The 20,409-nt window shown below is 46.6% G+C and carries 13 protein-coding genes, 1 tRNA gene and 2 pseudogenes; 10 read left to right on the top strand and 6 right to left on the bottom strand.

Annotation, left to right across the window (positions count from 1 at the left end):
• The 4 genes from dptG to AC3G3F_RS01860 are packed head-to-tail and all read left to right on the top strand — an operon-like array spanning position 1 to position 8,447.
• Positions 1–1,329, top strand: coding sequence for a DNA phosphorothioation-dependent restriction protein DptG (dptG, locus tag AC3G3F_RS01845; RefSeq protein WP_053529577.1), 1,329 nt, complete (start codon positions 1–3; stop codon positions 1,327–1,329).
• Positions 1,310–6,367 (top strand): DNA phosphorothioation-dependent restriction protein DptH, encoded by a 5,058-nt coding sequence (gene dptH, locus AC3G3F_RS01850; RefSeq protein ID WP_488394332.1) that lies wholly within the window; start codon positions 1,310–1,312, stop codon positions 6,365–6,367. The genes dptG and dptH overlap by 20 nt, the downstream gene beginning before the upstream one ends.
• Entirely contained in the window at positions 6,368–7,249 is an 882-nt protein-coding gene (locus AC3G3F_RS01855; protein WP_053529579.1) for a hypothetical protein, read from the top strand.
• Between the two features lie 4 nt (positions 7,250–7,253).
• Positions 7,254–8,447 (top strand): DGQHR domain-containing protein, encoded by a 1,194-nt coding sequence (locus AC3G3F_RS01860; RefSeq protein WP_053529580.1) that lies wholly within the window; start codon positions 7,254–7,256, stop codon positions 8,445–8,447.
• 73 nt (positions 8,448–8,520) lie between these two features.
• Here AC3G3F_RS01860 and dndE read toward each other — a convergent pair whose 3' ends face one another.
• The 4 genes from dndE to dndB are packed head-to-tail and all read right to left on the bottom strand — an operon-like array spanning position 8,521 to position 13,592.
• Entirely contained in the window at positions 8,521–8,874 is a 354-nt protein-coding gene (gene dndE / locus AC3G3F_RS01865; protein ID WP_053529581.1) for a DNA sulfur modification protein DndE, read from the bottom strand.
• Positions 8,874–10,883 (bottom strand): DNA sulfur modification protein DndD, encoded by a 2,010-nt coding sequence (gene dndD / locus AC3G3F_RS01870; protein ID WP_488394334.1) that lies wholly within the window; start codon positions 10,881–10,883, stop codon positions 8,874–8,876. Before dndD ends, dndE begins: the two co-directional genes overlap by 1 nt.
• The gene (dndC, locus tag AC3G3F_RS01875) at positions 10,873–12,510 is read right to left on the bottom strand and encodes a DNA phosphorothioation system sulfurtransferase DndC (RefSeq protein WP_053529582.1); all 1,638 of its coding nucleotides are present in this window, start codon (positions 12,508–12,510) and stop codon (positions 10,873–10,875) included. The genes dndD and dndC overlap by 11 nt, the downstream gene beginning before the upstream one ends.
• Positions 12,507–13,592: a DNA sulfur modification protein DndB gene (dndB, locus tag AC3G3F_RS01880; RefSeq protein WP_053529583.1), complete on the bottom strand. Its 1,086-nt coding sequence runs from the start codon at positions 13,590–13,592 to the stop codon at positions 12,507–12,509. Before dndB ends, dndC begins: the two co-directional genes overlap by 4 nt.
• Positions 13,593–13,704: 112 nt before the next feature.
• On the opposite strand from dndB, the pseudogene AC3G3F_RS01885 reads away from it, so the two are divergent.
• The 3 genes and pseudogenes from AC3G3F_RS01885 to AC3G3F_RS01895 all read left to right on the top strand — a co-directional run.
• A pseudogene (locus tag AC3G3F_RS01885) lies at positions 13,705–13,824 on the top strand (phosphorothioated DNA-binding restriction endonuclease); the annotation flags it as partial.
• Positions 13,825–14,306: 482 nt separating this feature from the next.
• Positions 14,307–15,394 (top strand): annotated as a pseudogene (locus AC3G3F_RS01890) (helicase/relaxase domain-containing protein); the annotation flags it as partial.
• Positions 15,384–16,310 carry a tyrosine-type recombinase/integrase gene (locus tag AC3G3F_RS01895; RefSeq protein WP_488394439.1) on the top strand — a complete coding sequence of 309 codons (927 nt, stop codon included), beginning with the start codon at positions 15,384–15,386 and terminating at the stop codon, positions 16,308–16,310. The pseudogene AC3G3F_RS01890 and the gene AC3G3F_RS01895, both read left to right, overlap by 11 nt.
• Before the next feature lie 147 nt (positions 16,311–16,457).
• Here the strand turns inward: AC3G3F_RS01895 and AC3G3F_RS01900 are convergent.
• Positions 16,458–16,542 (bottom strand) — tRNA-Leu (locus AC3G3F_RS01900).
• 222 nt (positions 16,543–16,764) lie between these two features.
• On the opposite strand from AC3G3F_RS01900, the gene ahr reads away from it, so the two are divergent.
• Positions 16,765–17,784 carry an NADPH-dependent aldehyde reductase Ahr gene (gene ahr, locus AC3G3F_RS01905; RefSeq protein WP_023180041.1) on the top strand — a complete coding sequence of 340 codons (1,020 nt, stop codon included), beginning with the start codon at positions 16,765–16,767 and terminating at the stop codon, positions 17,782–17,784.
• A 27-nt stretch (positions 17,785–17,811) separates the two neighbouring features.
• Here the strand turns inward: ahr and idnK are convergent, their stop codons facing one another.
• A complete protein-coding gene (gene idnK / locus AC3G3F_RS01910; protein ID WP_023248600.1) occupies positions 17,812–18,342 on the bottom strand; it encodes a gluconokinase in 531 nt (176 codons plus the stop codon).
• Between the two features lie 216 nt (positions 18,343–18,558).
• Between idnK and idnD the strand changes: the two genes are divergently transcribed.
• Together idnD and idnO are read left to right on the top strand one after the other, a co-directional pair.
• Complete coding sequence (gene idnD / locus AC3G3F_RS01915; protein ID WP_079796243.1) at positions 18,559–19,590, top strand: L-idonate 5-dehydrogenase; 1,032 nt, start codon at positions 18,559–18,561, stop codon at positions 19,588–19,590.
• Positions 19,591–19,614: 24 nt separating this feature from the next.
• Positions 19,615–20,379, top strand: a complete 765-nt coding sequence (gene idnO / locus AC3G3F_RS01920; protein WP_488394337.1) for a gluconate 5-dehydrogenase — start codon at positions 19,615–19,617, stop codon at positions 20,377–20,379.
• Positions 20,380–20,409: the final 30 nt, after the last annotated feature.

Here is a 20,409-nt window from a genome sequence, read left to right on the forward strand (position 1 = left end):
ATGTATCCCATTGCAACAAAATTAAAAGTTGGCAACAACCAACTGGATAGCTACCTACCGATACGCAATAAGAACAATAATATTGACTGGCAAATTGTCACCGGTCTGGTACTAAGCTATGCCGTGAAATATAAAATCGACACTTACAATCTCGAACAATTTCGCGAAGATTGCAAAGCCCACCTACAAATATTAATTGATGAGCAAGGTTTCTGGCCGGTACTGGAGCGGATGTATTTTTCCAGTCAGGATATCTTTCGTGTCTCTCCGCTTTTCTTGCTTTTTCACGCCCAGTTTGATGCTGAAAAAATAAGCGCAGGTTCCGCAGCAGATAAACGTCTTGGAACGCTGTTTGCCAATCTGATGAGGGGTTTTAGCCTTAACCATCCGATACAAGATAAGTTGAATTTTATCGAACAAGAAATGCTGAATAAGCTCAATACTAGATTAACACGGCTGGGAGAAGGCCCATTTGCAAAAGAGCAACCTTATTTACCCTATCTGGTGACATGTTTTCAGTCCGATTTAGCATTTCTGGCAGATCATCCACAATATCTTTTGCAGGAGTTGACCAATACCCTGCGTTTGTACGCCTTTAGCTGGTGTGCTCAGTTGGCGCTCAACCTGGACTACTGGCGGGATGGTGAGCCGCAAAGTAGATCACTGTTTTTTATCCTTGATACTGAGAAAGCCAGCTCAGAGCGTGACCAGATTAAGCGCTTTGGTTATAAGTGGTTTGCCAGCCAAAGCGAAAAACTTTTCCCGATACTTTCCGCACTGGAGGTTTTGCAGTGGGGTAAAGGAGAGAGAAAACGCCCTCTCTGGCAGGTATATCAAGATTGTTTAAATTATTCAGATACATCGAATCAAGTACTGAATGAGCTTAATGATTACATACAGAAGTTTATAAGTAAGGAGGAGCGAGATCTTCCTGAACGCGATCGAGCTACAAACCTGGAAGAGGCCTTCAAACAATTATTATCCGTTGCCGTTGAACAATTTCAGGGTAAAAAGTCTGAACGAGCATCAGTAAATCGCAAATACATTAACGAGCTGGAAAGCCAGATTTGTACTGACTTCATTCAGGTTCGTGGCCGGGCGGGGAAAGTGCTGGTGCTGAATCAGGATCGGCTGCTGTTACTGACCAACCTTACCGTGGGTAAAAACAAAAAACTCCGGCTGCATGAACTGCTACGTGGTTTTGAGCAACGCGGATTTTATCTGGATAACCAGTCCACACAAATGCTGGTTGCGTTTTATGAACGCATGGGGAACGTGGAGCGAATGAGTGACAGTGGAGACGCCGTATATGTCCGTAAAACAGTATGAAACCTATCTGGCAGAAACCTTCATTGAATGGGTTAGCAGCACCATCCAGCCGGGTGAGCGCTACCAGTTTAAATCTCCCGATCCCGATAATGCCTTAAAGCTCTGGCAGGCTTTCGTCTCCTTAGCGAGTGGAAATAAATTAGAAATTGCACCGGGACAGCACCTTACCTGTGTCCAATGTAATAGCATCCAGCTTATTCCAGTACTGCACGGCACAACAGCTCCTGCGTTTACAGAAAACTATATTTCCCATCTGCGCGATCAGGTTTCCGGCCGCAACGGAGTTTTTGCCCATACGGCATTGTTAATTATCCATAACAGCATGCTGGATACCTTGCTCAATAGTACCAAAGATGTGGCTGCGCCCGATGCTATCTGGCATCCCGAGACCTTCCGTCATCAACTCGAAAAGTTGATCACAACGGACAGTGCCCGTTCTCAAGTGTCCCGCTGTTTGCTGGGCGATCAATTGACAACAATACTGGATGAAGGAGCAACCGTATTTGGTTTTTCATCGTTATACCGTCTGCTGGATGACGGTAAGCTGGATTTCTCCGAGCTGAAGTTATTCAACGATAATAATCTGCTGAATTTTAGTGATAAACAGTTACGCGCCCGGTTAAACGAAAACCAAAAGTTATATCGCCAGATAGAGGACAGTATTGAGCGTTATAGCGGGCAACTGGAGAATGTCCTGACTGAATTTAGTACAAAATTCATTCAGGAGCATTTCGTTGACAAAGACGACTGGCGTGAACTCGATTTTTCTGTCTATCTGGATGAAAAGACGCAGAACAGCGAACAGAAACTGGTACTGGAAAACATTGTCGTTGAAAGCGGTGTAGTCTGGCAAAGAGCCAAAAGTGCCAGTAAAGCGGGTAAACGAGATATCAGCGTCTTGGTACAAGCTCAGCCTGAACAGTCTCAGGTTGAGCTGGAGTTTATCTTTCAGGGTAACGACCTTCAGGACAATCAGATAAAAATTGCTCATCATCGCCAGTTACAGAAAGAACGATTCTGGCGTATCAGCCGGCACTCTAAAATTCTGGCGTCAGTGCCTTTCGATGGTCGTCCCTGCTTCTTTAGCCTCGAAATAATCAATCGCAATAATTCGGCGGAAGAGTACAAGTTTCGCCTGTTGTTAGTTGAACAAGGGCAATTCTGGCTTAATGAAATCCAGCATTGTTATCGTATTGAACCAGGTAAAGGCCAACTGACTCTACAACTGGAAGATAACGAGTTACGTATTGCCGAGACCGGCGACCAGACTTGTTTACTTGATGAAGAAAGTAATGATATTGATTGTCGGCATTATGCACTCGTTAATTTTGAAACGTTGGCGAATCAAAGTGAGCTGATCAAATTTGCGCTGGTTTCAGGTGATTCCCGTTTGTTGTTTAACATTGAAGGGCCTGGCGCAGAGGAAGGATTAACACTGCCCCTGCTTTTTGATCAGATCCGCTTCAATAAACTCTTCAAAGAAGAAGGGAATGCAACCTGGAACCGGATGAAAGGTCGCGTCATCCTGGACAATATCGAACATAATGTGGTCGGTGTACGCCAGCAGTTGCTTATGCAGGAATCCTCCCTGATCGAGCATAATCTGCTCAGCACAGGTAGTAACAATAGCGAGTTTGCACTGGACGAACTTCAGGCTAGCTATCCCGACCTCCATAATGCATACCACCAACTGTTTGTTTACTATCAACGCCGAAATACCCTGCCAAGTCTGGTGTCATGGTCAGCGGAATATCGTGCGTTAGTCAGTCACATGATCGCTACTTTTGAACAGGCGTTACAGCAAATCGGTCTGAGCAGAGCATTGACTGCACAAGAGAAGCGTCTGCTACATCTGGGGATTTGCCGTGGCGACAATTATGAACGCCTCTCGCCTTTGCATCCCCTGGTGCTGGCTTACCATTTGCAGTTGGCGGAAACTATTATTGCGGAGCCAGGAGACTCTACATCAGCCTCTTTCGCTTCATTACCGCAGATTACTCTCGATCGTCTGGTCGTTTCTGGCTTAATGCCATTTGTGTATCACAGCGAACATGAATACGCACAGTTACAACCGATGGCGGAAAACCGCTTCTGGATAGACATTGTTCCCCAGCGTCAGATGAGCCATGAATATGTTAAGCGTCTGGTTAAAGACAAGCTCAACGAATTTACAGATGCCTATTCCCGATTGTTCCAGAGTGCAGGAAATAATGCGCTGGTGATTAATGCCATTAATCTGGGAGATGCCAGAGAGCTATTCCTGGGGCTGGTTGAGTATTTTAAGCAGGAAAAAGATGGCGCAATTTCGATACATGTAAACTGCTACGACGAACGCCTGCTACCCAATGCCTTTGATCGCTTTGCCGAAAGTGGCAGCTATGAACAACTTAAAAATGATCTTAGCCTGAACAGTGGCGCATGGCGTGCTGAAGCCGATATGTTAATCGATCTACTGCGTAGTCGCTTAACATTCAGCAAATTTGTCCAGCCGCCGGAAAGCGATAAGTTGGCTTACGCCCATCTGGCATTTTTCACCAATACCGCCCCGGTTGACTGCCGCCAGATTCGTATTGAAGATGCCGCCAGCGGGGTGCTATGCCATGGGCTTATTGCGGGCGAAGGTGCAGAAACTCAGGGCGATGCCTACTTTACTGCTTTTGGGTTACGTAATGTCGATACTGAACCTTATTGCGCCCTACGCCTTGCCCGCTTGTTGGGTTGTCTGTGGCAACCGGCACGACAGAGCAACAGCCAATATCACGCTCAGGGGATTAGTCTGGCAGTCAGCGGTAACTTTAAGCAGTTACTCAACCGCTCTTATGATAGTTCTCTCTGGACTACAATTATCGACCCTAAGGTCACCCTCGATTTCTTTACCAGTCAAAAAGATGTCGTGCTGATTCATTACTCTGACCAGTACACCAGTTGTGCAGGTTATGACGCCGTAACCGTCACAAAACAGGTTGAGTTGTTCCTGCGTTTACTTCAGACAGGAAATCAAACCGGGCAATCCCTCGTCGATAGCCAGCACCTTCTTGCTGAATTTAATGCTTTTAATGGCGAGTGGCTGTTGAAAATGTTGCGTTCAAATGAGAAGGAGCGCAAGGAGAAACACGGCATTATCGGTGCATACAAATTCGTACAGTCTATGCTGCACCAGTCTGATATTTGCTGGGTTCCACTGTCAGTGGCAGAGATGATCCGAGTGTCCGGTAACGTCGGGCTGAGAATGAAAGAAAGCGATTTATCCCGCCATTTACAGGGTTATCAAAAAGGAGCGATCTCTGACGATGTTCTCTTTGTAGGCTTCAAAGATAACGACCTCTATCTGTTACCACTGGAAGTAAAAACGGGGGCTCGACCCGATTACAGCCATGCGGGGCAGCAGGCCCGCGAGCTAAAACGCTATTTACTGCAAGATATTCTTGGGCCGCAAACTCTGGCATCACAACTATACCGGGCACTTTTTATCCGCCAGGTATTAATGCAGGTAGAGAAGTTGCGTCTGTATGGTGTACTGGATAACGACAAGCTATCCCCTCTGCTGGAACGACGCGAATGGTGGCTCACTGGCGACTATCAGTTAGGCGAGCTTGCTGATTATGCAGAAGGTTTTGTGGTAGCTCATGTAGACAGCGGAACCTGTTTTAATCTCTCATATAAAGAAACGGCAGAAAATATTCTACAGATCGAAATCCCCTATTCATTACTTCCATCGTTAATCGCAGCGCAAGGTGATCAACCTCCGCTAGCTGAACGCTATCGGGTGCCGGAAAAATATCTGCTTAAACCAGAGTGTAATGTCGATTCTTCACACCCGGAACAGGCGGCAACAACAACTGAGCCGCAGCCCATTTCTGCGCCGGAGCTTCCACAACCTGAAGTATCGGCACTAACTCCCAGTAATGTCAGCAACACGCCATTACAGGTCTTGTTTGGCCATGATGCTGTGCACCAGAATCCGTTGTACTGGGAACCAACCAACACAGCTAAGTTTATGAATACCAATACTGGCATTATTGGAACGATGGGCACCGGGAAAACCCAGTTTACTAAATCGCTGGTTACGCAACTGATGCGCAATCAGTCCTACAACGTTGATGGTAAACCGATTGGCTTGTTGATCTTCGACTATAAATCCGACTATGTGGATGATGCATTTCTGGAAGCTACGGGAGCTAATAGATACCAGCTATCGTTGTTACCTTACAATCCGTTATCGTTATTTGGTGATATGCCCATGTTACCGAGGCATACGGCCATGGCATTCGCTGAAACGATGGGCAAAGCGTATAACCTTGGCGTCAAACAACGCATGAAGCTGGTTACGCTAATAATGGAGTGCTATGACTTAGCAGGAATAGTGCCTCACGATCGCTCAACATGGAATCGCGTAGCGCCGACTATTGAAGATGTGTGGCAGCAATACCTAGCACAAGAGAAAGTCGATGAAGATTCATTATATGCTGCGCTTTATAATCTGGCAGGTTTCCAGATATTCGAAACGAATCCAGAGAAAATGACCAGTTTGTATGATCTGGTTGATGGCGTCACAGTTATCGAACTCGCTGGTTATCCATCAGAGATTCAAAACCTGGTAGTTGCGCTGACGCTTGACCTTTTTTACGCACAGATGCAAAAGCGCGGGAAACCGATGGTGCAAGGGGATTATCGCCAGCTAACCAAAATGATTCTAGTTGATGAAGCTGATAACTTTATGCGCCAGGATTTTGCCAGTCTGCGAAAGATTCTTAAGGAGGGTCGTGAGTATGGTGTTGGTGCGATCCTTTCAACTCAGGAGATCACTCACTTTAAGACTGGTGAAAATAATTATGCCTCCTATATTTTAACTTGGGTGATTCATCGAGTTTCTGAGATCAAGAATGCTGATATCAAAGCAGTATTTAACATTGATGAAAAAAGCGAGCAGGAGTCTCTAATGGGGCAAATTAGGCAGCTTGATAAACATTTTAGCCTTTATATAGATGGGGATAAAAAAGTCAATAAAATGCGTGACAAGGCTTTTTGGGAGCTATAAATGACTATTGTTGATGCTATAAAAGTTGCTTTGAACAATATTGGTAAACCGTCTACATATGAAGAAATTTATCAAGAGATTATCGATAGGCAATTGTATGAATTCGGCGCTAAAGATCCTAAATCTATAGTGAGAGTAAAATTAAGAGTACATACATTAGGGTTGAATTTCCCGAGTGCAAGTCAGAATAAATTTTTTAAGATAACTTCTGGCGAAGGGAAAGATGCGTTATATGTAAATTTAGATAATGTCGTTGTGGAAGCCGTAACAGTTTCACCTATCAAAACTAACCCACCAACAAAATGTGATAAAATAGCTGAGTTTTTCAAAAACAAATGGACTAGAATATCAGCGAATAAAGATGCTCATAAGATTACTCTGCACGAATGCTGCTGGATGCTTTTCGGCTCTTTCCTTCCTATTATTGTAGATTCTGTCTTTAGAGTTTGGTGCCTAAAAGTGACTTTTATTTCGGCCTTATCTGAAAACATAAAAGGAGGAGAAGTTTTTCTTTTCACATCTGCATTAATTACCCCATTTTTCTATTTTTTAGTTAAGAACCTGTCAACTAATAATAAAGAAAATGATGAATTGCCTTATATTGGTTACATTTTTGCATTAACTATAGTCTCACTATTGGCAGGATTAGGCGCTTTTATCTATTACAGGACAGGTGCTATCTTGGCTGCAAGAGATTCAGGTTTAATGCTGGATATATTCTCTGCAAAATTAGGGGGGTGGGCGTGGACAATATATATATCATCACTTTTGGTGTGGTATTACTCTGCATACATGAGTAATAAATCTGCAAAAGCATACTCTAAAATAAGAACATCTCAGGCTGATAAATTGTCTGAAGAATACAGTGAAGTTAGGGGGTAATTAGATGAAATCTATAAAAATAAAAGCATTTAAAGTCTCTCAGCCGATTGGCGAATTTTATTGTGGAAAGATAAAAGCCAGTGATTTGGTAGATATTACATATTCAGATGTTAGACGTATGTCTGATTCGGAAAATCGTGAGCTAGACGATTATATTGGTATTCAACGACCATTGATCGAGTCTAGGGTTAAAGCGATCAGGAACTTTATCTCAGGTGTGGATTCATCCTTCCCGAATTCAATAATTATAGCCATGAGTTCTGATAATGTTAATTGGGATGAATATAATAATGACTTCATTATTACACCAAATAATGATGGGGATTTTTCTAAGCTAGCAAAAATATTAGATGGGCAACATAGAATCGCTGGTTTTGATAAAAACAACATGACATTCATCAATGAACTTGGAGATGAATCAGAGTTTGAATTATTAGTTACAGTTTTTGTTGATGCCGATATATCTACTCAGGCTAACGTTTTCTCAACAGTAAATCTGGCTCAGACGAAAGTTAATAAAAGCCTGGTATATGATTTAGAATCATTAGCTTACTCAAGAAGCCCAGAAAAAACCTGTCATGATATTGCTGTTCTTTTAAATAAAGAAAAAAATGGCCCATTTGAAAAAAGAATAAAAAGACTTGGTGTAGCCACACCAAAAATATCTAACGAAACACTGACGCAAGCAGCTTTTGTTGAAAATCTTCTAAAGCTGATAACATTCGATGCAAAGTCTGATCGCAACTATTTCTTAGCTAAAGAAAAAGGTGGAAAGATCTCAAAAGAATACAACCTTGAAAAGATCGATAATTCAAGCTTGATAAAGTATCCATTGCGTAAAAGCTTCATTGCAGAAAAAGACTCTGTAATCGCCGCGAATGTATCTAACTTTTTTAGTGCCGTGATGAAGTTATGGCCGAATGCTTGGAATAAATCAAACAAAATATCATCATTAAATAAAACCATAGGACTAATAGCTCTTTTTAGAGTATTAAAAGATATTCTTTCCTATATGAATGAAAGGTACAATATTGATGCCTTAAGAGTGTTATCCATAGATGATTTTTCCCAAATTCTTGATGGTGGGGACCTTGATGAAAATGCATTTATGCAATTAGACGCTGTTTCTAAAAGCTCTAAGATTATATATGATATGATCTGTGGTAACTTAGCTCTTTATGATGATGAAGATGCTTAATGGTTAATTACTAGTCAAACCAAGCTGTTCAAAAGAGCAGCCTGTTTGACTTTCCTAATTTCAATTCAAAAAACTAAAGATTACTTACAAATTGTGCCAAGCTACGGTAATTTCGCAGCCCCGCAATACCATCCTCAACATGCGCCGCCCACGCCTTAATCATCGTTTTTTGTTCTAATTGCGGATAAAGCATCTTTAACACCAATTCAGTAGCCTGCAGAGTTTCCCCCAACCATGTAATCTTATCCAAGACCAACGAGCCATCCAGCTTCTTACTATCCCGCTCAGGCGAATAACGAAACTCACTCTCCACTGAACGGAAAAATGCTATTCGAGCAGCAATATTAGGTGTAATCCCGGTATACCCTTTCAACTTTTTAAGCTGGTCTTCAGTCTGCCGACTAAGCACCATTCTATTCGGGAGCATTAAATAGCCTCCTTCGTTAATTCCCAGAAATAACCCGGTTTCAGCGAAGATGATTTAGTATACGCATTAAACACAATCTCATAAGCATGAGAAATATCATCACGCAGTCGGTCAATAAAATAACGCTCATCCACTTCCGTATCGGTGGATAACAACACGACCTGATGACTAGCCTCTGGGAAATAATGATTAATCAACTTATCCCGATGCTGAGAGTCCAAACGTCCTAACGGTGTATCTATTATCACAGGGAAATCACGGCCAGAGGTTTTCGCCAACGCCTCAAGAATAGCAATCGCATAAATCTGTTTTTCCCCCGCAGAAAGCAATTTACGGTTAATTACTGAACCGTTTTCATCTATCAGCTCAACATCAAACGTCTGTGGATTAATGTGAGCATTAAGCTGTAAATCTTCTTTACGAGCTAGCTTGTGATAGGCGCTTTCAAAGTTAGAAGAGAGTTTTTTCACCCGAGCCTGTGTCAATACATCGCTGTAGTAATCAAGCAGCCTAATTGTTTCCTCCGCATTTTTAAGAGCACTGCTGAAGCCATGGTGACTACGGGCAGTATCATGTGCTTTTTGTACCTGTCGCACACAGTCCAGTTGCAGTTGCTTCGTCTGTTTGGCTTTTTCCAGTAATAGACGGTATTTATGCCGCTGCTTTTCACGCTGATGATCGAGATCGCGTAATTTTGTAAAGAGATCCATTAGCTGATCATCTTCCGGAGCACGAGCAATATTGGCTGCTGCTTGTTCAAGTTGTTGTTCTATATCGGCGAGTTGATTCCGATACAAATCAAAGCGTTTCCACGCTCCTTGACTATCCAGTTTAACGGCTTGCTGAAGCATGCCTGTTTCACGCTCCGAGATATCAAACAGTAAATCCCCTTTGGGCTTAGCTGCTACATATGCAGTCAAATTCTCAGTAATAACTTCAGCGGTTATTTTTTTGGTACTACTCTCGCTACTGGAGCGAAATGTAATGTCCTTCTGGAGTTGGGCTAAAAACTGCTCCAGCTCTTTCTCAAAACTTTTCGCCTGCTTGATCTGCACTTCATCAGCAAGTTTTTCCAGCAGCCGTGACAACGTATTAGGAGCTAGCGCATAGGGTAACGACCCATCACACTCCTGGCGTAACGCTTTTTCCAAACGCTCTTTCTCTTTTAACAGCGTTTCAACTTTCTGTTTTTCCTGTGCTTTGGTCTGCGCAAATGCACCACCTTGTGCGTTCAGTAATCCCTCATGACGCATAATATCATCAGATAAAGATTCAATCCGTGAGCTGACAAAGTTTGCTTCTTCCAGTGATTTTTCTGTCTGCCGTTTGAACTCTTTAATTTGTGTTTCAAGCTCTGCAACCTGTTGCTGCTGAGAGCCAGCTAACTGGCTAGTTTGCTGGCGTTTGACAAAAATCATCAGATCGTTTTGCAGTTTGGCGATTAAATCTAGACCCAATAGACGGCGTACCGCAGTACGCAGAATATTGCCAGATTCATCCTCCGCCAGTTCTGCAATTTTTTCTCCATCAAAAAAGAAAAGATCGGCAACACCATGAGGGATCAATTCATTCAAAAACCCCTGGCACTGATCATAATTGAGCTCACTACGTGGTTGACCATCCTGCTGCAAAGAAAGACGATCTTTCTTTCCTTTTCTCCAACTACGTGTGACGGTAAATTCGGCCTCACGGCCGTCTTTATTATAGGTAAACGTTAGTTCTACCGAAGCTTCGTTCGGGCGCTCTTTCGTACACGTACCGTTGTGGACCAGCATACCAAGTTGTTCAATATACTCTTGCTGCTGCATCGCTGAGCCAAATGCCAGACGCCCATACAACGCCAGCCGAATAGCCGACAGAATTGAAGTTTTCCCTGCACCGTTTAAACCACCAAACAGTACAATCGGGCGAGAGTTCACTTCATGCTGGCGCTTTCTGGGTGCCAAATCGATCGTATGTGTACCGTTAAATACCCGAAAATTATGTAATACCAGTTGCTTAATGAGCACGTTCATTTTCCTCATCGACAAGAATGGATGATTCACCCGCATCGACAATTCTGCGCTGTAAGATCTGGAGTTCAGTTTCCAGTTTGGCAACCTCGTCCTGATAAATATCTCTATCATTACGCTTTTGCAGCATTGCCTGTTGCTGCTGGATCTCTTCCAGGCTGCCCCAGTCCTGCTTCAGAATCGTACCAAGCTTTTCAAAAATCCCCTGACGACGACTTAACCCTTCCATCGAGGTTTCCAGCTCAATCAGTTTCATCACCATTTCAGGTACTACGTCAAACCCTTGCGTTATCTGTGCCAGCAAATCAGCATCGCTGGCATCAAAGCGCGACTGGTCGTCAACTACCCAGTTCAGATCCTGCTGATATACCTCACGGTAAATCCCCGGCAACGTGTCGTACCAGTCTGGCTCGTTAGGATCTTTCAACCACTCCTGGCGGATAGCGTGCAACTCCGGCTGGGTAATTAACGTAATTGTGTGGCCCTGGGCGTTTAAATCGCGCTCAATTTCCAGTAAATCTTTTAACCACTGCTGGCGGTATTTGAGCCAGTAGGGGCCAGGAACATGCTTACGCTCTGCACTGCGATCTTCACCGTCTTTAGCGTATTGATAGCTCACCTTGCCGGTACGGCGTTTATAGTTGCGATACTTATCTTTATTTACCGGATCGGTAGTAAATGCCAGCAGATCGCGATATTTCAGTAACGGAGACATCCATTCTTCGCCGTTTTTAATCAGGCTTTCCATTGCTTTATCTTTAGTGACAACGGTACAAGTCCAACAACCAAAGCGAGAATTTCCGCAAGATGGGGTACTTTCATCGATGACCAGCGGACATTCGCCCTGTGCGGAAGAGTCCATATATAGCGTCCACAGAGGGCGGTTGTTTCCACCCCATGGACTTTCCCACTCTTGAATTTCATCATCTGTTGCATAGCGAAACGCACCGCGTAGCAACTTCCAGACGTCTTCCACATCCCAGGTATCAATGGGGGTATAGATAAACGCATTTGCCAACGTGGTGTGTCGGGCCAAGCGGGAGCCATCAATTTTGTGCTTTGCAATTACCTGTGCACGGGAGGCACTCTCGCTACTACGTGAGCCGAGGACAACAATCACTTCATCAAACTGGCTGACCTTATCTTTAATAAAGTCGCTCACCGGATTGATTTTCATACGCTCGGTACACCAGCGAAAACTACGGGTTGGGGCCGGATAACCTTTCCCCAGTAAATTGACCCAGAAGGTTTCATTAGTTTTAGGCGTTACCGCATGTTGAGTGATCGGCAGGCCATTACGCTTTGCGCCTGCTTCAATCTGCAACATTGTTTTTTTAATTAAATCTACTACCACTGGCGTTTCCACCAGCGTATCGGATGACACCACAAAAACATCTTTGCTGCGCATTTCCGGGGGGAGGCCGAGCAGGGCCAGATACACCAGCGTGATCACGGCGGAAGAATCTTTCCCGCCGCTATAGCCAATTACCCACGGACGCTTATCCGCACAATAAATTCTTTGAACCTCAGCAACATATTCGGCCAGAGGGCGTCCAGCGAACTGCTCCTGATTAATAAAATCTTCGTATTCGGCCAAATCGTAGGCCTGAACTAATTTACTCATGAGACAACCATTTGAGCTTCAAGCTCCTGTTCTTCAGGAGTGAGGGGGATTGAGAGCGCGGTTTTTAGCGCATTACAGGTGAGCTGGATCGCCGTACTGGTTTTACTCAGTTTGCCATGCTGCATCGCACGTTTGATGAGATCTGGGTTGTTTCTGCGCCAGTTAAAAGTTTTAAGTGCAGCTATTTTCTCCGGCCATTGCTCAGGATAATCCGTTAGCAGGGTATATCCCAGTTGCCCAAGTGCCTGCAATCCAATGCCATGAGCGTGAACATAATCTTGTCGTAACTGAACCGGTGAAACCTCTTTTTTAGCCGCTAACTGCCAATCCGGCATCACGCTAAAAATAGCCTGCCAATATTGGGTAGCAATTTGGGTGCATTCCTCAAAGTTGTTCTCTTTGGGATCTTTACCCAACAATGCGCGGGTAGCCTGCTTGATGCTGCTCAACGTAAATAACTTATTCGACCGCTGACTGATGCCTGATTTTTCCAGTTCTGTCATCCCAACAAACGGCTCTATGGACATCGCCAGATAACGTGCCAGATTTGAACTGGCATCGCGATGATCGTATAGAGACGCCAGCGACGGGCTAGGACGAATAGCGTATTTATTCAGATCGGCGAACATCTGCTGGCTACGTTTTAAGCCTTCATCAACAAAAAACAGCACCGGAATATTATCCTGTCCCAGCTCCGGACGAGCGTCTAAAGCGTCTTCAATCGCTTTACGGCGATGCTGACCATCATTGATCAGAATTTGCGCATCCATTGGCACACACAACGTTCCCAGGTTGTTGGAACCCGGAAACTCATCAAATTGGACATCTACCGCAATGGAAGCCGTCAGGGCTGAAAACACATAATCTTTAGGGTTTTCCAGCAAATAACGTACCATTTCGGGGATGCGCGATTTATTTAGCGTGCGCTGTGCGCGTAATTCCGGTGGAACATCATTTTCATCAAAACTGAATATTTTCGGGATGATACGCATCGGGCATGTGGCGATATAGAAAGGGCGACCAGCCTGAATGCCACGTATAGCTGGAAACGAGTAGCAGTAATCTGCATCAACACTAGCCATACAGTAATCCGTATAAACATCGAGTTAGTTTGGTGACGTGATATTTTACGTAAGATGTGTTACGATTTATAGTTATTTTACGTAATTTTTTGCGTAACACATTCCAATGTTTATACTGTTTAGCCTGTTCTGGCAAAGGAACGGCCAACTGTTGCATCTTCCTCATGACACATCGCTGTGGCCCACTGAACAATACGTTGGCTGGCACCGTAAGCAGATCTTCAAGTCCTGAAACCATAAACTTCCTGATGTGCTCCTCAGGTACTATCGATTAGATTGCCCAACATGCTTTATCCCCTCCAGAGGATAAATTGCCTTTAACCCCTATAGCGGATAAATCCTGCGCACCAGACTGGCTTCCAAGATAACGAGCCCCGAGCTCTCTCACTGAAGAGCCTGACTCTTGATTATTATTGATACCGTATTAATCTGTACAAACTCTGACCAGCAACCAGAGCCTTCAGGTTGCCACCCTACCCGGTGAGGCTCGCCTTTTCGTCCGCTCCGTATCATCCTCGCGGACAGCGCTCAGCGCCTGATACATCCTCTACCCCACCATGCAGGGAATCCCTCCCTGCCGGGCGGCGTTTCTCTGCTTTCACCACTGGAGAAATACTATGCCTACTTCATCTTGCCCTGAAGCAAAATCCTTATCGCTGTCTGTCTCAACTGAGGCCTGGGAAAAGGTAGTCAGTTTTCCACCCGATCCCTCTCTGGTTAACGCCGCTCCACCGCTTCGCAGAACTGGCGCAGTTGTTCCCAGCCTCTGAAAACCACCATCACCCCCACGCGGGCGGTCTGCTCGATCACAGTCTCGAAGCTGCCTGCTATGCCGCACGACTGCGGCAGAGTTATCTTTTCCCGCCTGATGCAGCGTCAGAAGATCAGGCGGCGCAGTCCGAACGCTGGACCACCGTTATCATATCCACCGCCCACAAACCTCGCTACCGCAGCAAATCATCGCCGCCCTGCGCGACTTGCTGGCGCATGAGTTCCGACTCAACAACCCAAATGGCGGTTCTGACGGCTGGCTGACGGAAGAGGCGCTGTGGCTGGTCAGCAAGAACGCTGCCGATGCGGTGCGCGGCTGGCTGCTGCGCCAGGGTATTGACGCCGTACCGCAGCATAACGTGCGACTGTTCGATGAGATGCAGGCACACCAGTTGCTCATTCCCTGTGAGGATAAAGCCATCTGGCATTGCCGGATTGAGGCCAGCGGTGGCTGGAGCAGTGAACTCTCGCTGTTACGCTTTTCCCCTTCACTGATTTGGGAAGATCCACAGCAGCGGCCCGCCACCTTCGGTGGAACCGTCACACCGATAGCGGGGATCCGAAATGAGACAGAAGCGGTGATTGAAACAAACACCGAAGTAGAACAACCATCCCCCCTACCCGAACAGGACGATACACCACTTTCAGGCGAAGCCTTCTGGCAGTGGCTGACCCAAAACGTCCAGGCGCAACACCTGGAAATCAACGAACCCAATGCCCGGATCCACACCGTCACCGGAACCGCATTTCTGGTGACTCCGGGCATTTTTAAGCTCTGGCTTAGCGCCTGTGGCAGGGATATCCCGGCAGAACGCTGGCGGGAGGTACAGAAAGCGTTTCAGGACCTGAATCTGCACCGCAAACGCAAAAACGGCCTCAACATCTGGAACTGCGCCGTTGTCGGCCCGCGCCGCTCCTCGCGTTTAAAGGTGTATCTGCTTAACGATCCCACGCTGCTGTTTGGCGATGACGTCCCCTTTAATAACCCCCATCTCTTGCTGAATGAAGGAGAGAATGACCATGACCTTTGAAGAACTCCTGGAGGAGTACTTTTTCGCCCGCCTGCTGCGGCCAGCGACCCAAGATTGTTATCGCACGGCGGTGGAACAGCTCACCCACTGGCGCAACGTACTGCCCGCCGAAATCACGCCGCATATGGCGCTGGAATGGCGCAGCTATCTGCTGAACGAGCGCGATATCAAGCCGGTGAGCTGGAATCATTACATGCGCCACCTGCGGGCACTGTATAACTTCGCCATCCGCCAGGGGCTGCTGACGCAGTTTGTAAATCCGTTTATGAACATCACGCTGCGCGAATCGCGCCGTCGGAAGAAAACCCTGACTCATGAGCAGATTGTTCTCTCACGCGACGTGCTGCATCACTACATCGAGCAGGAGAAAACGCAGTACGGCTATCGTTCGCCGTTTTACCCCGCCTGGTTCTGGCTGGCAGCAATAGAGACGTTCAACTACACCGCCATCCGGCTGAACCAGCTTCTGCATCTGCGTGGCCGCGATATCGATCTGGTGCATAACACCCTGTTTATCCAGAACGAAGGGAGTAAAAGCCATGATGAGCATGTGGTACCCATCTCCTCCCGACTGCGGCCACATCTGGAAATGTTACTGTATGAGGCGCGAAAACGGAGGATCGCTTCCGGCGAGCAGTTATTTAATATCAACTGCTTCAACCAGTGGACGCTGCGCCAGGGCAAAACAATGATAGAAAATCAAGTCAGCTACTTTTTTGCCAAACTGAGCGACGCCTGCCACAGCCGTTTTTCCTCACACCGCTACCGCCACACCGTGGCGACCGAACTGATGAAGAAACCGGAGCAAAATTTATACGTCACGCAAAAGCTGCTGGGGCACAGGGATATTAAAGTTACGCTCAGCTATATCGAACATAATGTCGAGATGCTCAGAAGTTGCGTGGAGAGAGATTGACAAAGCGGAAGGTGAGTGGAAAGATCCCGAACTGAGGCTTTATAAACAAAAAAGCCAGAAACACGGCCTCTTGTAGTTGCCGTTAATTTCCGGTCTTAATGAATAACGTATTGACTGCTTTAGCTTTTCCGCCTGTTTTTTAATTCTTGGTGCCGAAGGCCGGACTCGAACCGGCACGTATTTCTACGGTTGATTTTGAATCAACTGCGTCTACCGATTTCGCCACTTCGGCACTGAAGAGGTATGCGGAAAACGTTGTGGATTATACCTGTCATACGCCGCCATGCAAGCACGAGCATACACCTGTCTCGCTAAGTGCTGAAAATTTCAGCATCGTTGGGTATTAAATAGAATAATCAGGCTACTTCCCATCTTCTCCAGCAGATTAACGCCGGGCGGCCCTCGCCTCCATACTCTACACTTTTCAGTTCAACACCACATTAAGGGAAACACAATGACGATAATAAAAAGCTATGCCGCAAAAGAGGCGGGCGGCGAGCTCGAACTCTATGAATATGACGCCGGAGAACTCCAACCGGAAGATGTCGAGGTACGGGTCGACTATTGCGGGATCTGCCATTCCGATCTGTCGATGATCGACAATGAATGGGGGTTCTCTCAATACCCTCTGGTTGCCGGACATGAGGTCATCGGTCGGGTGGCCGCACTCGGCAGCGCGGCACAGGACAAGGGGCTAAAAGTCGGCCAGCGCGTTGGAATCGGCTGGACGGCACACAGCTGCGGACACTGCGATGCCTGTATCAGCGGTAATCAAATTAACTGCCTGGAAGGCGCAGTGCCTACTATCCTCAATCGTGGCGGTTTTGCCGAGAAGCTTCGCGCAGGCTGGCAGTGGGTAATTCCTCTTCCGGAGAATATGGATATGGCGTCCGCAGGCCCGCTGTTATGTGGCGGCATTACGGTCTTTAAACCGCTATTGATGCACCATATTACTGCTACCAGCCGCGTTGGCGTCATCGGTATTGGCGGGCTTGGGCATATCGCAATCAAGCTGCTGCACGCGATGGGCTGCGAAGTCACCGCGTTCAGCTCAAATCCATCGAAAGAACAGGAAGTGCTGGCGATGGGGGCCAATAACGTGGTGAACAGCCGCGATCCGGAAGCATTAAAAGCACTGGCGGGCCAGTTCGATCTCATCATTAACACGGTCAACGTCGATCTCGACTGGCAGCCCTACTTCGAAGCGCTGACTTATGGCGGCAACTTCCATACCGTTGGGGCCGTATTGAAGCCGCTGCCCGTACCGGCGTTTACATTGATTGCCGGAGATCGCAGTATCTCAGGTTCGGCAACCGGAACACCATATGAACTTCGCAAGCTGATGAAATTCGCCGGACGCAGCAAAGTCGCGCCCACCACGGAACTGTTCGCGATGTCACAAATCAACGAAGCTATCCAGCACGTTCGCGATGGCAAAGCCCGCTATCGGGTAGTGCTAAAAGCTGACTTCTGACCGCCTGGCTCAGCGCTTTGACAATCATCAGGAAGCGCTGACTGCCTGACGAAAAGCCTGTACAGCCTGTCGGCACTGCTCCGTCACGTGCTCGATGTCATGATTAACATCGATACGCGCAATATCATGTTCATCGACACACGGCCGCTCCAGCGCGTCAAACTGACTTTGCAGCAGGTCTGGCGGCATAAAATGCCCGGCACGACGCTGCATTCGCTGCAGAATGGTGGCGTAATCGCCGTCCAGCCACAGGAAATGTACGTTAGGGCTACTCTTACGTAAAATATCGCGGTACTGTTTTTTTAATGACGAGCAGACAATAAATCCTGTCTCATTTTTTTTATAAAGACTGTATGAAGCGTCATTTAATCGTTCCAGCCAGGGTAAGCGGTCTTCATCAGTTAACGGTATTCCCTGAGACATTTTGTCAATGTTTTTCGCCGGATGGAGATCATCGCCGTCAATAAATTTCGCAGAAAATAATGTTGCAATTTTGCTGCCTATTAAAGACTTACCACTACCCGAAACGCCCATTAAAATATAGCTTTCCCCGGCCATTTAGATACCTCTGAGTCATATTCCACAACATGATATTACGCCTCTACGTTCGACAATTTCACATTTTTTAATTTGCATAGATAAGAACTCTAAGGCACATCACGTTATGCGTAACATTGTAGTGTAACAATTTTCCAGCGTGACATGAGTCACAAATAGTGACAAATAAAACCGCTTAAATGCGTTCAGGGTAACTACCTGACCAGTGAGGAATTTATGGAAGTAAAAACTCAATCCTGCGTTGTTGCGGGTAAGCGTGCTGTTGCCGTTACGGAACAAAATATTGAATGGAATAATAAAGGAACACTCGTACAAATTACCCGTGGTGGAATTTGTGGGTCTGACTTACATTATTATCAGGAAGGAAAAGTCGGCAATTTTACAGTAAAAGCGCCAATGATTTTAGGTCATGAAGTGATTGGCAAAATCGTTTATAGCGACTCAGATTTATTACGTGAAGGGCAACCGGTAGCGATTAATCCATCGAAGCCTTGCGGTCATTGCAAATACTGTCTGCAACACGAAGAAAACCACTGTACTGAAATGCGCTTCTTTGGCAGCGCCATGTATTTTCCGCATGTTGATGGCGGTTTTACCCGATTTAAAGCTGTCGATACCGCTCAGTGTATTCCCTGGCCGGAACAGGCGGACGAAAAAGCCATGGCCTTTGCCGAACCGCTGGCAGTTGCCATTCATGCGGCTCATGAGGCGGGCGATTTGCAGGGCAAACGCGTCTTTATCTCCGGCGTTGGCCCTATCGGCTGCCTGATTGTTAGCGCAGTAAAAACGCTGGGTGCGGCGGAAGTGGTATGTGCCGATATCAGCGCCCGCTCTCTCTCGCTGGCCCGGCAGATGGGCGCGGATACGCTGGTGAATCCACAGCATGATTCTCTCGATGGCTGGAAAGCAGAAAAAGGGTATTTCGATATCAGTTTTGAAGTCTCTGGGCATCCTTCCTCAATCTCAACGTGTCTGGAAGTCACACGGGCAAAAGGTGTGATGGTGCAGGTTGGCATGGGCGGCGCAGTACCTAACTTCCCGATGATGATGTTAATAAGCAAAGAGATCTCCCTGAAAGGCTCTTTCCGCTTTACGACCGAATTTAATACTGCGGTTTCCTGGCTTGCCAACCGCGTTATCGATCCGCTGCCGTTACTGAGCGCGGAATATCCATTTACCGACCTGGAACCGGCGCTGATCTTTGCCGGAGACAAAACACAGGCGGCAAAAGTTCAGCTCGTTTTCTGAGAAAGTAAAATAAGGGACACTATCATGAACGATCTTTTTTCACTGGCAGGTAAAAATATCCTTATCACCGGAGCCGCTCAGGGAATTGGTTATTTACTGGCGACCGGTCTTGGTCGCTATGGCGCGCGCATTATTGTTAACGATATTACCCCGGAGCGCGCCGAAGCAGCCGTGACGAAACTTCAGCAGGAAGGGATAAAAGCTATCGCCGCCCCCTTTAATGTCACCCATAAACAGGATATTGAAGCTGCGGTTGAACATATCGAAAAAGATATTGGCGTCATTGACGTCCTGATAAATAACGCCGGTATCCAGCGCCGTCATCCGTTTACTGAGTTTCCCGAGCAGGAGTGGAATGACGTCATCGCCGTAAATCAGACCGCGGTTTTTCTCGTCTCTCAGGCCGTTACGCGCCGTATGGTGGCGCGGCAGGCAGGAAAAGTGATCAACATCTGTTCGATGCAAAGCGAGCTGGGCCGCGACACTATTACGCCATACGCCGCATCGAAGGGGGCCGTGAAGATGCTGACCCGCGGCATGTGCGTGGAGCTGGCGCGTCATAATATCCAGGTCAACGGTATTGCGCCGGGATACTTCAAAACGGAGATGACCAAAGCGCTGGTTGAAGATGAAGCCTTCACCTCCTGGCTATGCAAACGTACGCCTGCCGCACGCTGGGGCGATCCCCAGGAGCTTATTGGCGCAGCGGTGTTTCTCTCCTCTAAAGCCTCCGACTTTGTTAACGGACATCTGCTGTTTGTCGATGGCGGTATGCTGGTTGCCGTCTGACCAGGGAAATACGACGCAGCGCGTAAGCGC

Source organism: Salmonella sp. FC25216 (assembly GCF_057751355.1).

Bases quoted from the DNA above. Each gene is read 5' to 3' on its own strand.
- dptG (WP_053529577.1), top strand. From the start codon at position 1: ATGTATCCCATTGCAACAAAATTAAAAGTTGGCAACAACCAACTGGAT.
- dptH (WP_488394332.1), top strand. From the start codon at position 1,310: ATGTCCGTAAAACAGTATGAAACCTATCTGGCAGAAACCTTCATTGAA.
- AC3G3F_RS01855 (WP_053529579.1), top strand. From the start codon at position 6,368: ATGACTATTGTTGATGCTATAAAAGTTGCTTTGAACAATATTGGTAAA.
- AC3G3F_RS01860 (WP_053529580.1), top strand. From the start codon at position 7,254: ATGAAATCTATAAAAATAAAAGCATTTAAAGTCTCTCAGCCGATTGGC.
- dndE (WP_053529581.1), bottom strand. From the start codon at position 8,874: ATGCTCCCGAATAGAATGGTGCTTAGTCGGCAGACTGAAGACCAGCTT.
- dndC (WP_053529582.1), bottom strand. From the start codon at position 12,510: ATGAGTAAATTAGTTCAGGCCTACGATTTGGCCGAATACGAAGATTTT.
- dndB (WP_053529583.1), bottom strand. From the start codon at position 13,592: ATGGCTAGTGTTGATGCAGATTACTGCTACTCGTTTCCAGCTATACGT.
- AC3G3F_RS01895 (WP_488394439.1), top strand. From the start codon at position 15,384: ATGACCTTTGAAGAACTCCTGGAGGAGTACTTTTTCGCCCGCCTGCTG.
- ahr (WP_023180041.1), top strand. From the start codon at position 16,765: ATGACGATAATAAAAAGCTATGCCGCAAAAGAGGCGGGCGGCGAGCTC.
- idnK (WP_023248600.1), bottom strand. From the start codon at position 18,342: ATGGCCGGGGAAAGCTATATTTTAATGGGCGTTTCGGGTAGTGGTAAG.
- idnD (WP_079796243.1), top strand. From the start codon at position 18,559: ATGGAAGTAAAAACTCAATCCTGCGTTGTTGCGGGTAAGCGTGCTGTT.
- idnO (WP_488394337.1), top strand. From the start codon at position 19,615: ATGAACGATCTTTTTTCACTGGCAGGTAAAAATATCCTTATCACCGGA.